Source organism: Microcoleus sp. B7-D4 (assembly GCF_036705125.1).
Taxonomy (GTDB): domain Bacteria; phylum Cyanobacteriota; class Cyanobacteriia; order Cyanobacteriales; family Microcoleaceae; genus Microcoleus.
Map to the genome: position 1 here is coordinate 1 of NZ_JAUBTT010000141.1, position 13,046 is coordinate 13,046.

Sequence of the window (13,046 nt, forward strand, 5' to 3'; positions counted from 1 at the left end):
TTAAATAATGCGGCCCAAGAGGGACAATTTACCCGCGATCCTTATATTGCAGCCACTCAACCGAAGTCTATTCTTTGCACTCCTCTGCTGCACCAAGGTAAGCTGACAGGCATTCTTTATTTGGAAAATAACCTGACTGAAGGGGCTTTTACTACCGATCGCCTAGAATTGTTAAAACTGTTATCTGCCCAAATTGCTATTTCCATTGAGAATGCTCAACTTTACAAAAATTTACAGGAGTTTAATCAAAACTTAGAGCAATTAGTGAGCGATCGGACTCAACAATTATCGAACACCCTAGAGGCTTTAAAAGCCACCCAAACTCAGCTAGTCGAATCTGAAAAAATGGCATCTCTGGGAGGATTAGTTGCTGGTGTTGCCCATGAAATTAATACTCCCATCGGAGTGGGTGTCACGGTTGCTTCAGCTTTGGCAGAAAATACCACAGAATTTGCCTCTCTTTATAAAAGTGGCAAAATGAAGCGATCGGATTTAGAAGAATTTGTCGATATTGCTACCCAAAGCAGTAAGGCACTTCTAATTAACCTAGAGCGCGCGGCAGCATTGATTCAAAGCTTTAAGCAAGTAGCAGTAGATCGCTCTAGCGAAGAACGGCGTACTTTCCAGATCAGACCTTATCTTGATGAAATTTTATTACAATTAAAACCAAAGTTGAAAAATAGCCCACATTCGCTTAAAATTAAGGGAGATAGCAAAATTGCTATAGATTCTTATCCAGGAGCCTTGTCCCAAGTTGTGACAAACTTGCTAATCAATTCTCTGATTCATGCCTACGAACCAGGGATTTCTGGGGAACTAATCTTTGCTTGGGAGCAAGAAGGCAATCGGCTAAGGTTTGAATACGCCGATGAAGGTAAAGGTATTCCCCCAGAAAACTTAAGTAAAATTTTTGATCCATTCTTTACCACTAAGCGTGGTCAAGGTGGCAGTGGGTTAGGGTTACATATTGTTTACAATTTAGTCACCCAAAAACTAAAAGGTGAAATTGAATGTCTAAGTGAGGTGGGAAGAGGAACCAAGTTTATTATTAAATTACCGATGCAACTTGATTCACCAATGTAGAGTTACAATTCCGATTTCCTGGCCAAGATAACTAAGTAAGTTCACCTCATTAAAAGTAAAATAAGGATGACTGAAAAGGTTGCTGTCTAACTCTTCTCCCTTCTGCCTTTTGCTTAACAGGTTTTCTAACTTCAAACCTACACATTAGTAAAAAATAAAGGTGTACAGCAATGAAAAGTGATTTTGACGATTTCTTAACTCCACCATCTCCAGAAACAGTATACTTTGCCGAAGTAATGGACTCGGATGACGAGATATTATTTGCAGATGAAACCACAGAAGAAAAACTGAGTGAAAGCTGGAAAATTTTAGTTGTAGATGATGAGGCTCAAGTTCACACCGCTACCGAAATTTCACTAAGGAAGTTTGTCTTTGAAAATAAATCTTTAACCTTCATTAATGCTTACTCCGCTCGTGAAGCTAAACAGCTAATCCAAGAAAATCCTGATGTTGCCATCATCTTACTTGATGTAATTATGGAAACAGATGATGCTGGCTTAAACTTTGTTAAATATGTCCGAGAAGTTTTAGGCAATCATTTAGTGCGAATTATTTTACGCACGGGTCAACCCGGACAAGTACCTGAAAAAAGCATTATTATCAATTACGATATTAATGACTATAAAACTAAAACTGAATTAACGACATCAAAGCTATACACTACGATTCTAACAGCTTTGAGAAGTTTTTCTCTGAGTCAGAGTTTGCAGGCTGAAATAGAGCGACGCGAACAAGTAGAGAAAGCACTCCGTCTCAGTGAAGAAAAAGAGCACCAAAAATCTGTTGCCTTAGATCATTTTGTCAAAGAACTCCAAGAAACACAACTCCAGCTAGTTCAAAGTGAAAAAATGTCTAGTCTCGGTCAATTAGTTGCAGGTGTGGCTCATGAAATTAACAATCCGGTTAACTTTATTTACGGCAATCTCTCCCACGCCAACGACTATATTAAAGAACTCATTAATATGGTGAATCTTTACCAAAGGTATTACCCGCAACCCGAAGCAGAAATTATCCATGAAATAGAAGATGGAGAGTTGCCATTTATCATAGATGATTTACCAAAATTGCTTTCTTCCATGCAGTTAGGGATCGAACGCATTCGCAATATTGTTCACTCTCTACGCAATTTTTCTCGGTTGGATGAAACTGAAATTAAATCAGTCGATATCCACGAAGGCATTAATAGCACTTTGATGATCTTACAGCACCGACTAAAGGCTAAGTCCGATCGCCCTGCTATTAATGTGATAAAAGACTATGGTGCATTGCCGCTGGTGAACTGTTATGCCGGTCAGCTCAATCAGGTGTTTATGAACCTTTTAGCGAATGCTATAGATGCTTTAGAAGAGCGGCTAAGTAGAGAAAGAGGAGATGGTGCAGTTTTTCACCCCCAGATTTTGATTCGGACTGAAGTTGTACCAGGCAATTCCCATGACAACATTAGCTCGGATTCCCGCATCCTGATAACAATTGCTGATAATGGTTTGGGCATGACAGAAACAGTTCGTGCTAAACTTTTCACTCCCTTTTTTACTACTAAACCCATAGGAAAAGGTACAGGCATGGGATTGTCAATCAGCCGAAAAATTCTAATAGAAAAGCACTGTGGTCAATTGGAGTGTATTTCTAAGCCAGAGCAGGGAACGCAGTTTATTATTGAGCTGCCGACTATCTGTAAATGCACTAACATCGCCGCCCTAGCGAATGCCTAGAAAACTCATCGGGCTGAATTGATCGTATACCGTTTTTCAGTTGCATGAGAATAGGGTAATTGCTAATTGGTAATTGCTCATTAATCAAAATTATGACTGAATTTTTCCCCGCAGCAAGTCCCCCCCTTCTGGGGTCGGGATAGCCACTGCGGCTTTAGCCACATTCTTCTAACTTAGAGCAGATTACAGGTTTATGAAGTAAACCCCTGATGGCTCAATCCCCGTAGGGGAATGGCATTGCCGTGTCTAAAGCTGCACTTCATAAAGCTGGGATACGCTGTAATTGTATTGGTTTTCAATATATAGCCTTTCTCAGTAACATGAGGTGCTCACGCGGGCATAGGGCATAGGGCATAGGGCATAGGGCATAGGACAAAGCCCCCATACCTCACAACGCTTGAGAACCGCTATATTTTTTAACAATATGTTCGCAGACGTTACCAACTGTGTCGTAAAAATACAGCATAAGCTGTTCTGCCTTTAAATTGTATGTCAAAAAAATTTAAAGTCTTGTGGGGAGTAGGGGTTGGGCGTCCCGCCCGCCCTGAATATACAGTTTAAATGCGCGACAGCTTATTCCATATACAGCGTATTCTAGGTTTATGAAGTGCACCCCAGAAACCGGGTTTCTTTACAGTTCTCGTATCATTACTGATTCTGTTGCTCGAAACCCGGTTTCTCGCGATCTACATCTACATGGAATATGCTGTATCACAATAGTTGAGGGCGAAAATACAAGGTTAAGACATTATTTAGCTCGTGTGAAACCAAAAAATATTTGTTATTCTCACTCAGGCAACTTGTTGCTAAGACATTCCCTTCGATTTTTAATTCACTATCTAAAATCTGCCGCTCTTTCAATTCCATATCAAAATCAAAGAAATTATTTGGCTCCTATGCGATCGCCCGCGTTGCTTAGTGATACCCTAATTGAGCAACGGCTTTTTTTGTAAAATCATCTGCTCAAGGTTCTTCCCTCAGATGCAAATGTCGCCCTATTTCTTGATGACATACGTGCCAAAAATACAGTGTTAAATTCAGAAGGGCTAATAATTTAGTGCCATCTTCTAACATCGCGTGTACTCCTAGACTTTGAGACTCCAAACGATCCTCAAAGCGTGAGATAGCAAACAAGAGGAATGCTGCGACTAATGGCAGGTAAGGAGTGGTTTTGATGTATCGCCAAAACTTAACTCCGTAAAGGAAAACAGCACTACCATAACATAAATTAATTAATTTGCTAGATATTCCCAATCGAGAAAGAATCAAAGTCATCCGAAACCTGTCATCCAGGAAAAAGACTCCGAGTAGTAAAGCACTAAAAAATAAGAAGATCGCCGATCGACTCCGCGGGTCTTTTTGGCGCACCACTCCGAAAGTAAATGCACAAATTGCGACTGGGATGCACCATAGGACTTCGGAAACTCCGGTGAGAATGCCTTCGTAAGGGAACCAGAAATTAAAAGGATCGCTAAACAGGCGTTCAACTCCGTCTCCCTGGTTGTTGAGTTTTGCGTATACGCTCAGCCCGCCCAAAATCAGAACAGTCAGAATGTTAAAAGCAGCTAAAAACCGTACACGAAAAAAGTGTTTTTTGAAAACTTCTAAAGAATTTGAAAAATTGGGAATTTTATCGAAGAAAGGCAGATGCTTCATAAAAAATGTCTCCAAGCAATAGAGTTCGTTACTTATTCACGGGTAGCCAAACCACAAATGTAGTGCCGCTATCGGTTGGATATAAGTGAGTTTCCGCCGATGGCAGCCATTCAGGATTGACAGGGGAAAATACTTCTATTTCTCCTTGCATTTGGCGGACTAAATCGCGGGCGATCGCCAAACCCAATCCTGTGCCGGGAATTTCGGTCTGCGCTTTTTCTCCCCGGTAGTGCCGCTCAAATAAATGCTCTAAATCTTGGGGGGGAATGCCGGAACCTGTGTCGCTGACGGCAACTGCTATGGCTGGCAATTGGCTGTATCCTTCCCGATCGCCATCCGCTGCTTTGTACCTTACTTTAATATAAATTTGGCGACCTGCAGGGGTATATTTCAAAGCATTGTCAATTAAATTGCTCAAAACTTCGCGCAAAGCTCGATCGTTCGCGGAGACTGGTGGCAAATCCGCCTCGATGTCGGCTACCAATTTCAGATGCCTTTCGGATGCGATCGCCTCGGCGGAAGTTAACAGCGGTTTTAAGACTTCTGTAACAAAACAGGATTCCTGGACATTGGCCGCAGGTGACAGCGACAGGGGAGAATGCCGGATTGATTCCACATTGGACATTGCTTTTTCTGAAGTGCCCGATCGCAGTTTTAGATGTGCTTCGCCGGTGTCAACAGTTCGATCGAACTGGCTGAGCAACTCTTGCAGCCGATCGCTCTCTCGGACAATACTAAAAGCCACATTGCGGTTTTTGTCTTCGGGTACCAGCCGCCGTGCTAACAGCTTGCCAAAAGTTCGCAACGCTGTCAGCGGACTTTTGAACTGATGCAGCAAATTGTGCATCGTGTCGTAAACCTGAGCCTGGATTTGCCGACTCGTACCCAATTCCTGCTGCATCCACTGCGATCGCTGGTCTAAAATGCAGGCTAGGGCTAAGGTGCGAGCAATTTGTTGTATTTGAGCCTCCTCTCGCTCGTTCCAAGGCCTGTCTTGCCTACCGCTGACTAGAAGTCCCATTACAGCTCCCTCGTGTATCAGAGGCGTCACAATTTGCATCCGCTGCTGCCACACATTCTCCGGGCCTTGGCACTGATGGGAAGTGCGCTCCTTACCCGGAAGTCGATCGGGTGCGATCGCCCCTACCGTTGATTCTTCCACAGGCCGAACAGGCGGCGCCAGCAGTCGCGGTACCGGTTTCACTGTCGAGCTTTCGGAAGATTGCAACCTCAACCCCTGATTTTCTTCCGATTCGGCTGAGGTTTCTGGGTAAACGGAGATCGGCACCAACTTTGCTTCGCTGCCTTCTACGAGCTCTTGTGTCAGGTATACCGCGCTGAATTTCGCTCCCAAACTAACGGCGATGGCTACCTGCGAGCGGCAAAGTTTGACAAATTCTGAACTGGCTGGCATTAACATGAGCGCCACATCATTAAGATATCTAACGGAATTCTAAGTAAATTACAAATGATCGGCCACCGATTACTGATGAGAGACTTCTAGATTTCAGGTTTCTTCCCTTTGATAGAAGACAGCTATGTTGAAGGCATGGGGCTTTCATGAACCCAAATTGCCCCGCATCGCCGTCGGCGCAGCTTCCACCGATCCCCAAGCTTGGCTCTTGCCGGAACTTGCGGCCAACCATACCACAACCGCTACACTTTTGTCGATCGGCACGAATGTTAAGATTATGTCGATATATTAAAAACAGTTGATTTTTTGAGCTAGAACGGATATACTGGCCTCGGATTTGGTAGCTATCATTACAACCTGTCTGCTCATACTGTCTGCTCACAGAGGAGGTAAAGAAATTGGCCAGGAGACGCAAACGCAAGAGTCGCCGCCGACAAGAAGGACGCAGAATTTTAGAGTGTGTGCCTCAATATAGCATCGAGAGCGGCGAAGATAAACCCGTAACAGCGGCTCGCAAGTTCATCCATGCAGAAGGCATTGCTCCCCCAGCTTTGCTGTTAGTCAAGCGTAACGAGCATACCACTGACAGATACTTCTGGGCTGAAAAAGGTTTATTTGGAGCCCAATACGTAGAAGAAAACCATTTCTTGTTTCCCAGCTTAAAGGTGATGTTGGAAGCTACCACGGAAAAAATTCCTGTGGTGTCAGCCAGCCGCGCATAGCTCAAAATGTTTAGCTCAAAACATTGACAGCAATGTTTTTCTAAGTCTTTTAACAAAAGCGCGAGAGTTCTCATTGTCTGGAGAGTGCCAACTGAAATTTCTGCGAAAAGTCCTTAGAAATTAGGGTATAAGGAGCCATCGCAACAGGCGTGATCGCACCCCAAGGGCGATCGCCACAATTGGCACTTTCACGATAATGGTTTTTTTTGACTGTTTTGTCGATCGAACAAGTGGATCAAAAAAACAGCCACGGGTTTATCAACGAGAAAGCCGCTCTTGAGCCATCGGTTTGTCAGCTAGAAGTCTAACTACGGCATCTAGCATATCAAAAAACGTTCCGCGTCAAACTTTTAATCGATCGGTTTCAAATCTAAAGCTTTTTGCATGGCTGCTAGTTCATCCCGGTGAGCTCTGACAGTAACAAAGCTCTTGGTTGGGCTTCCCGACTCAGCAACTGATTCGAGTTTGAGCGAGACTTGCTCAGAGCGTCCAGCTTTTTTCCAGTAAAATACCCCCGCCAGCGGGGACAGCAGTACCAAAGCTAGGAAAATTTGACCTTGTTGGGGAACTAGCATTCCCAAAACCAGTCCCAAGCACAGAGCGCCGCCTGCACTCAGCAGAGTTAGAAAAATAGCTAGAAACCAACTCGGCCTGACAAAACCCTCAAACGTGACTTTATAGTTGGGGGCATCGACGGCTGCAACTCGGTAAGCTCTCTGGGCAAAATACTGTTGTAAGTCGGTTAACAGTGACTCTTGGGCGCTCTCGGAAGCCAGCTTGACTTGTTCGATTCGATCTTTGACTGAAGCCTTGATGAAGAAAAACAAGCCAACAGCCAGCAGTAGCGTTAGCACAAAGGTAGAAGGAAGAACAGCAGTATCCATCGGTAGAAGTTTGTGTAATTTAAATGATCTACTATTACTTTACAGAACTTTACATACGAAAGCGATCGAGGACTTACGCAGACACTTTGTTATCAAAATTCGCAGAAAGCTTCTTCTGCAAGGCGTTTTGCTCTCCATCACCCAATTCCCCTATCTCCCCATCATCCCTAATTCTCAAGTGACCGTGCGTAAGTCCTGACGTTGTGTAGCTGCTTTAATCGGTGTGCGGCGGGCGATCGAGCAAAGCGAAGGCAATCAGGCAAATCGCTTTGCAAGTAGCGCCAGCATCTCCAGGGTTTAGGCATCCGATTCCAACTCGGCTAACCCGTCTGACCAGTTTCTAAGGCGCGGGAACGACGCTCGGACGCGCCGTTTCCCTGACCAATGTACTCATGCCAGAGACGAGCGAGGTCTTGAGCTTGGTGCCGCCACTCAGGGAGGATTTGATACATCCGACGGGGGCGGCCGCGTCCTTCTACTTTTTTCCAGTAACCGGTGATTACGGCTTCATCTTCGAGGAATTTCAGAGCGCTGTAGAGAACGGTATCAGAAAGTCGGTAGATGGGGAATTCCCTCTCTAGTTGGCCAATCAGTTCTGTACCGTAGGAATCTCCGCGCAATAACACGGAGAGAATGTAACACACAGCTAATTCCTTGTTTAGATAAACAGGAGGGGGGTCTTGAAAAAATTGATAGATATGTTCAAACTTCATCTGTCTTGTCCGCTGGAAACTCTCGTGATACCGTCAGGTTAACGGGAGAGGAAAGCGGGGCGGGGTGTGCCGCTTCCTAATGATTAAGTGGGACACCGGGGAAACAGAGGTGCAGTATTTCCCCAGTGAATGTTGATAGCCCCAAACGCTTGTCCTGCACTTCGGTAATGTTTGCCTGCCCCTTGGTTGAGCAGCGCGGGCGTAACTAGCGCAATTTTTTTCCTCTTCCAATGTATCGCAACGACTATTGTCAAGTGTGCGATCGCCTGCAAGAGTTGGCAGTTACTTGGGGAATTAGTGTGTTAACTGAATTTGCCGTTGGTGTTTGCGTTCAAGCGCAGGCTTTAAACCGAACTCAGGCCTAACATAGCCCGCAGTGTAAAAGTTAGAAAGACAAAAGTCGCTACAATCGAACTAATCAGGGCGATCGCAGTTGCCGGTCGATCGAGCAGGGGCTTGAGTCGCTCGAACAGGAAAAAGAAAATTCCCAGACATATCGTAATGAAAAAGCGCGGGTAGCGAGAGACGTTATTAATAAAATCTTGCATGAGCTTGGTGGGGTAAAGTGTTACAGCACAATCTTTGACTGGTAACACTTGTGAGCGAGTTAGACAATTTTGGCACAGCCGGAGCTAAATCTGCCGATCGGGCGCTCGGGCATTTTTGCCTAGGCTTAGCTGACATATATAATTCTAACGAAAACTTTTCGCCGATCGCTCCGGCACTGTCTGTTTAATGCCACGCGACCTCCGGTAAGAACTTCAGAAGTATTTCTATTGAGTTCTAGTTGTGATAAATATTAGAGGGCCGTTATTTCTAGATAAATGTCTGCTGCCGCACCTTCTTTCGTCTTGCCACGTCCCTTTCTGAAATGGGCAGGAGGCAAAACTCGGTTGATTGGACAATATCAACCTTATTTTCCTGAAAAGTTCACAACTTACTACGAGCCTTTTTTGGGCGGCGGAGCTGTATTTTTTTACTTAGCACAGCAGCACCCTGGTTTGCAAGCTGTTTTAACAGATATTAATCCTGAGTTGATTAATGCTTATCGCTGTGTCAGGGATAAAGTTGAGGAGCTAATTGAGCTTTTGTTCGATCACCAGTCAGAACACAGCAAGGACAATAAAGATTATTATTACTCGGTGCGATCGCGCTCCTACACAACAGATACAGAAAAAGCAGCACGCCTGATTTACCTAAATAAAACTTGTTACAACGGCCTCTACAGAGAAAACTCAAAAGGTGAATTTAATGTTCCCATAGGTCGATACAAAAATCCTAACATTTGTCAAGCCGATTTACTGCGATCGGTCTCATCTTTACTCGCGCCCGCTCAAATTGAAGTCAGAAAATTCGATGAAATTTTGGATTTTGCTACCAGCCGCGAAGACTTTGTTTATTTTGACCCGCCTTATTATCCAATCAGTGCCACCAGTAACTTCACCACTTACAGCCGGGATAATTTCAAAGAATCGGAACAGCTTAAACTGAGAGATATTTTTGCCCAACTTGCAGAACGGGGCGTGAAAGTTATGCTGTCTAATTCCAACTGCGATTTTATCGAAAAAATCTACCGCGATACTCAAGCTTTCCCAAATAAATCTCTGCCAAAACTAATTGAAATCTCAGCATCTAGGGGAATTAATTCTAATAGTTTGAAGCGCGGGAAAATCAAGGAATTATTAATACGTTCATTTTAAATATTATTTAAGCCAAGTCTATAATTAAGGAATGAGAATTAAATAACTTACAATGCGTGATGGTTCTTGTGGGATGGGCGTCCCGCCCGTCCAGAAAGGGCGGGCTATAAGCCCAACCCTACTCCCCACTTTCAAGAGTGTAAATTATTTAATTCGCGATCCTAAGCATATTTTGTAGGAGCAATACCTAGTTTCGCCAGACGCGGCAAAGTTGCGTAATTTCTGTTACAGATATTTGTTAGCCCAGGTAATAAAACCTTCTAGCTTGTGAACTGCCAACAGATTTTGATTGTCAGGAATTTGTTTTTTAAACCAGTCGATCGAACCTTGTCTCATACCATCACCGCCCACTATAACAATAGTAGGAACCCGATAGCAATTTTTTATATTTAAATTGAGGTAAGGATACTTCTCGTCTACTGAACCTTTGTCTTCTTGCCACTTGCACTCAACAATTAGACCCAGAGGAAATAAACCGCAACCAACAATATAAAAATCGACATTTATTTCAGTTTCATAGATACTAGACCCGATATAAACCTGTTTAGCATATCGCTTGGGATTTTCAGTAGAGATTAAGAGCCAATCTCGCTTGCGCTTTTTCGGCAACTGGGGGCATATTTCGAGATATCCGTGGCCTCTCAACGTACCTTCTACAGTTGTTTCTAAAACAAAACCAGTTTTATTGGCTCTAAAACCCCTATTCATTTTGTTTCCTCCTGAATATAATTTGAATTAAGCCGATCGCACTTGAATCACCCCTCTGTCAAAAACCCGTTTGTCAGTACCGATAGAACTGACAAACATCCGGTCTTCATAGACATCAAACGTCGCAAAACTTAGGCGGCTAGCAGAATACTCCGTCCACTCAGAACGCCCCACCGGACGAGTGCCCGCGCCGGCCCCACAAATTAAATAAGTCGTACCGTTAATCGAGCGAGTGCGTTCGTAACTGTGCTCGTGTCCGTTGATATAAAGCTGCACGCCGTACTTTTGAAACAAAGGCGCGAAAGTCTTAATAAAAGATTGATTAGATCCGTAGACGCCAGAGGAATAAATCGGGTGGTGGCCGAACACAACTTTCCAAGGTGCGGTGCTCTGACTCAACTCTTTTTCCAGCCAAACAAGCTGATTTTTCCAATCCGCATTGTGATTGGTATCTAAAGCAAAAAACTGTACTGGATCTCGCCGAAAAGTATAGTAGCGACCTTGCATATTAAAACCCGCATATTTAACTTGCGGATCGCCGTTAGCAGTGCGGATGTCGTGATTTCCCAGACAAGCATAAAATTTTACACCTTGCTGTAATAAGGGCTGATAAGGCCGCTCGAAAACAGCATTAATTTTTTCAATTTCGCCGTTATTGTAGATATTGTCGCCGGCAAGAACAGCAACATTAAAAGGGTTTTCCCGGTGATATTGCGCCATCGCCTCAGCCACAGCATACTGACCTTCAGCCCCGGTACCGGTGTCGGCTACCGAAATAAAGCGTAAAATAGGCGGTGAGGCCGGCAAAGGGACGATCGCCCTTTGGGCCTCAACGTTAGGAGGCACAGCAGCGTGGGCGTCTGTACCCCAGGCAGTCCGAAGCTGAAACATTTTCCAGACTCCGGCCAAACCTAAGCTGCTGAGACTGCCTAAAATTAGAAAGTGACGGCGTTTGATGCTCATTTTGATTCAGTTACAACTAATGAAATGATAAATTAAGGTTGAGATGGCTCAACTAAAAATTTATCGCTTTTAGATATATTTGCAACGCCCCAAGGCAGAGAAAATGTCAGAAGAACAACTAAACCAGTCAACTCCAGAACCCTCTCAATCTCCGACACCGGAGGTTGATTCGGCTGCAAAGTCTGCCCCCACTGGCAGCAAAACTCAAAATGCCAGCAGCGCGGTTCCCAAAAGTCAGACAATCAAAGCTTTGATGGCATCGATTGGGAATTTGGGAAAAAAAGGCAAAAAAGTACCAGCCGAACCCCCGTTGCAGCAAGAAAAGCCGATCGCGCCCACCGCTTCTGACTCAGCAACAGTAACTCCTCCCGCTGTTGCTGCGGAAGTTAACAGCGTGCCACCAAAAGTTGCTGTAAAAGTTGATAAAAAGTCTGTATCCCAACGCAGGGAAGGGAGCTTTTTACAGAACGTCGGTATACTTTGGCAAAGTATTGTGCGCCTAGTGCGATCGCTACTGCCACCATCTACGAACCAGAAGCTGTCCGATCCAATTTTAAACGCCGCCATAGCAGCAATTCTAATCGTTGCAGTCGGTTTAACTCTCAACAGTTTCTCGCCAAAACCGCCGGAGAAAGTAGCAAAAGTGCCTTTGCCAGCAGCGCAGCAGCCGTCGCCAACCTTTGATGATTTTATGGCATCGGGAACGCCGAAATCGCCAGAGGCGATCGTACCGTCTGGGCAAATCTCTGCTAAATTCAAAAGCAAGTTGCCCGATTTAGTGACGCCGGAAAAACCGCAACCAGTAGAAATTATCCCACCGCCACCGCTGACGCCCGAACAGTCTCTGATTGCTGCGATTCAAAATCAAGTTACTGACATTAAGAATCGACTGGGAGGCGGCTTAGTTGAGTCTGTTCAAGCTAATTTTGCCAGCAGCATTTTGACAGTAAAAGTCGCTGAAGATTGGTACAAACTCAGCGAACTTGAGCAAAATCAACTAGCAACGAAGATGTGGAAGGAGGCTAACTCACTCGATTTCAGCAAGTTAGAAATTGCGAATATGGAAGGCAAGTTAATAGCTAGAAGTCCGGTTGTTGGTTCGGAAATGATTATTTTAGAGAGAGGGATTAATTAGAATTTAAATAGTCTGTATCTGTAGACTCTCAAACAGATGTTATATCGTTTCCGGCTGCATCGGAATCATACCGAGGACACGGCTTTTGGAGTGTCCATACCCCATTAATTGTAGGGACACGGCAGTGCCGTGTCCTCCGTTTATACAGCATATTCCATGTATATGTGATACACACAATATTACGAGATCCCGTGTAAGGTGCGTCGCAATCTATAATCTGCAAGTTTTATCCAAGATATCGCAGCGACGCACCCTACCAAACTTATTTACCGGGCATTAGTAAGGTGCGTCGCAATCTATAATCTGCAAGTTTTATCCAAGATATCGCAGCGACGCACCCTACCAAACTTATTTAC

The 13,046-nt window shown here is 44.4% G+C and carries 13 protein-coding genes and 1 pseudogene; 7 read left to right on the top strand and 7 right to left on the bottom strand.

Features of this window, described 5'->3' with window-relative positions:
* The 3 genes and pseudogenes from QUB12_RS34110 to QUB12_RS34120 all read left to right on the top strand — a co-directional run.
* A partial coding sequence (locus QUB12_RS34110; protein WP_333139616.1) for a GAF domain-containing sensor histidine kinase occupies window positions 1-1,083 on the top strand: 1,083 nt, incomplete at its 5' end.
* A 170-nt stretch (window positions 1,084-1,253) separates the two neighbouring features.
* Complete coding sequence (locus tag QUB12_RS34115) at window positions 1,254-2,795, top strand: ATP-binding protein (RefSeq protein ID WP_333139615.1); 1,542 nt, start codon at window positions 1,254-1,256, stop codon at window positions 2,793-2,795.
* A 710-nt stretch (window positions 2,796-3,505) separates the two neighbouring features.
* Window positions 3,506-3,748 (top strand): annotated as a pseudogene (locus QUB12_RS34120) (hypothetical protein); the annotation flags it as partial.
* 10 nt (window positions 3,749-3,758) lie between these two features.
* Here QUB12_RS34120 and QUB12_RS34125 read toward each other — a convergent pair.
* Both QUB12_RS34125 and QUB12_RS34130 read right to left on the bottom strand, forming a co-directional pair.
* Entirely contained in the window at window positions 3,759-4,451 is a 693-nt protein-coding gene (locus tag QUB12_RS34125) for a hypothetical protein (protein WP_333139614.1), read from the bottom strand.
* A 28-nt stretch (window positions 4,452-4,479) separates the two neighbouring features.
* Window positions 4,480-5,865: a HAMP domain-containing sensor histidine kinase gene (locus QUB12_RS34130; RefSeq protein ID WP_333301147.1), complete on the bottom strand. Its 1,386-nt coding sequence runs from the start codon at window positions 5,863-5,865 to the stop codon at window positions 4,480-4,482.
* Window positions 5,866-5,989: 124 nt separating this feature from the next.
* On the opposite strand from QUB12_RS34130, the gene QUB12_RS34135 reads away from it, so the two are divergent.
* Both QUB12_RS34135 and QUB12_RS34140 read left to right on the top strand, forming a co-directional pair.
* The gene (locus tag QUB12_RS34135) at window positions 5,990-6,157 is read left to right on the top strand and encodes a hypothetical protein (RefSeq protein WP_333310610.1); all 168 of its coding nucleotides are present in this window, start codon (window positions 5,990-5,992) and stop codon (window positions 6,155-6,157) included.
* A gap of 106 nt (window positions 6,158-6,263) precedes the next feature.
* A complete protein-coding gene (locus QUB12_RS34140; protein WP_006635576.1) occupies window positions 6,264-6,587 on the top strand; it encodes a DUF3155 domain-containing protein in 324 nt (107 codons plus the stop codon).
* Window positions 6,588-6,937: 350 nt separating this feature from the next.
* Here the strand turns inward: QUB12_RS34140 and QUB12_RS34145 are convergent, their stop codons facing one another.
* From QUB12_RS34145 to QUB12_RS34155, 3 genes are all read right to left on the bottom strand, one after another.
* Entirely contained in the window at window positions 6,938-7,471 is a 534-nt protein-coding gene (locus QUB12_RS34145) for a cofactor assembly of complex C subunit B (protein ID WP_333139608.1), read from the bottom strand.
* A gap of 320 nt (window positions 7,472-7,791) precedes the next feature.
* Window positions 7,792-8,184, bottom strand: a complete 393-nt coding sequence (locus QUB12_RS34150) for a PadR family transcriptional regulator (protein WP_333139606.1) — start codon at window positions 8,182-8,184, stop codon at window positions 7,792-7,794.
* A gap of 344 nt (window positions 8,185-8,528) precedes the next feature.
* Window positions 8,529-8,732: a DUF751 family protein gene (locus tag QUB12_RS34155; RefSeq protein ID WP_190657763.1), complete on the bottom strand. Its 204-nt coding sequence runs from the start codon at window positions 8,730-8,732 to the stop codon at window positions 8,529-8,531.
* Window positions 8,733-9,008: 276 nt separating this feature from the next.
* On the opposite strand from QUB12_RS34155, the gene QUB12_RS34160 reads away from it, so the two are divergent.
* On the top strand, window positions 9,009-9,884 hold the full coding sequence (locus tag QUB12_RS34160) for a DNA adenine methylase (RefSeq protein WP_333139602.1): 876 nt from the start codon (window positions 9,009-9,011) through the stop codon (window positions 9,882-9,884).
* 225 nt (window positions 9,885-10,109) lie between these two features.
* Here QUB12_RS34160 and QUB12_RS34165 read toward each other — a convergent pair whose 3' ends face one another.
* Both QUB12_RS34165 and QUB12_RS34170 read right to left on the bottom strand, forming a co-directional pair.
* A complete protein-coding gene (locus QUB12_RS34165; RefSeq protein WP_333139600.1) occupies window positions 10,110-10,592 on the bottom strand; it encodes a PD-(D/E)XK nuclease superfamily protein in 483 nt (160 codons plus the stop codon).
* 27 nt (window positions 10,593-10,619) lie between these two features.
* On the bottom strand, window positions 10,620-11,555 hold the full coding sequence (locus QUB12_RS34170; protein WP_333206664.1) for a metallophosphoesterase: 936 nt from the start codon (window positions 11,553-11,555) through the stop codon (window positions 10,620-10,622).
* Window positions 11,556-11,658: 103 nt separating this feature from the next.
* On the opposite strand from QUB12_RS34170, the gene QUB12_RS34175 reads away from it, so the two are divergent.
* Complete coding sequence (locus QUB12_RS34175) at window positions 11,659-12,690, top strand: hypothetical protein (protein WP_333310612.1); 1,032 nt, start codon at window positions 11,659-11,661, stop codon at window positions 12,688-12,690.
* The last annotated feature ends 356 nt before the right edge of the window (window positions 12,691-13,046 follow it).

Coding starts and splice junctions, on each gene's coding strand:
- QUB12_RS34115 (WP_333139615.1), top strand. CDS start 1,254: ATGAAAAGTGATTTTGACGATTTCTTAACTCCACCATCTCCAGAAACA.
- QUB12_RS34125 (WP_333139614.1), bottom strand. CDS start 4,451: ATGAAGCATCTGCCTTTCTTCGATAAAATTCCCAATTTTTCAAATTCT.
- QUB12_RS34130 (WP_333301147.1), bottom strand. CDS start 5,865: ATGCCAGCCAGTTCAGAATTTGTCAAACTTTGCCGCTCGCAGGTAGCC.
- QUB12_RS34135 (WP_333310610.1), top strand. CDS start 5,990: ATGTTGAAGGCATGGGGCTTTCATGAACCCAAATTGCCCCGCATCGCC.
- QUB12_RS34145 (WP_333139608.1), bottom strand. CDS start 7,471: ATGGATACTGCTGTTCTTCCTTCTACCTTTGTGCTAACGCTACTGCTG.
- QUB12_RS34150 (WP_333139606.1), bottom strand. CDS start 8,184: ATGAAGTTTGAACATATCTATCAATTTTTTCAAGACCCCCCTCCTGTT.
- QUB12_RS34155 (WP_190657763.1), bottom strand. CDS start 8,732: ATGCAAGATTTTATTAATAACGTCTCTCGCTACCCGCGCTTTTTCATT.
- QUB12_RS34160 (WP_333139602.1), top strand. CDS start 9,009: ATGTCTGCTGCCGCACCTTCTTTCGTCTTGCCACGTCCCTTTCTGAAA.
- QUB12_RS34165 (WP_333139600.1), bottom strand. CDS start 10,592: ATGAATAGGGGTTTTAGAGCCAATAAAACTGGTTTTGTTTTAGAAACA.
- QUB12_RS34170 (WP_333206664.1), bottom strand. CDS start 11,555: ATGAGCATCAAACGCCGTCACTTTCTAATTTTAGGCAGTCTCAGCAGC.
- QUB12_RS34175 (WP_333310612.1), top strand. CDS start 11,659: ATGTCAGAAGAACAACTAAACCAGTCAACTCCAGAACCCTCTCAATCT.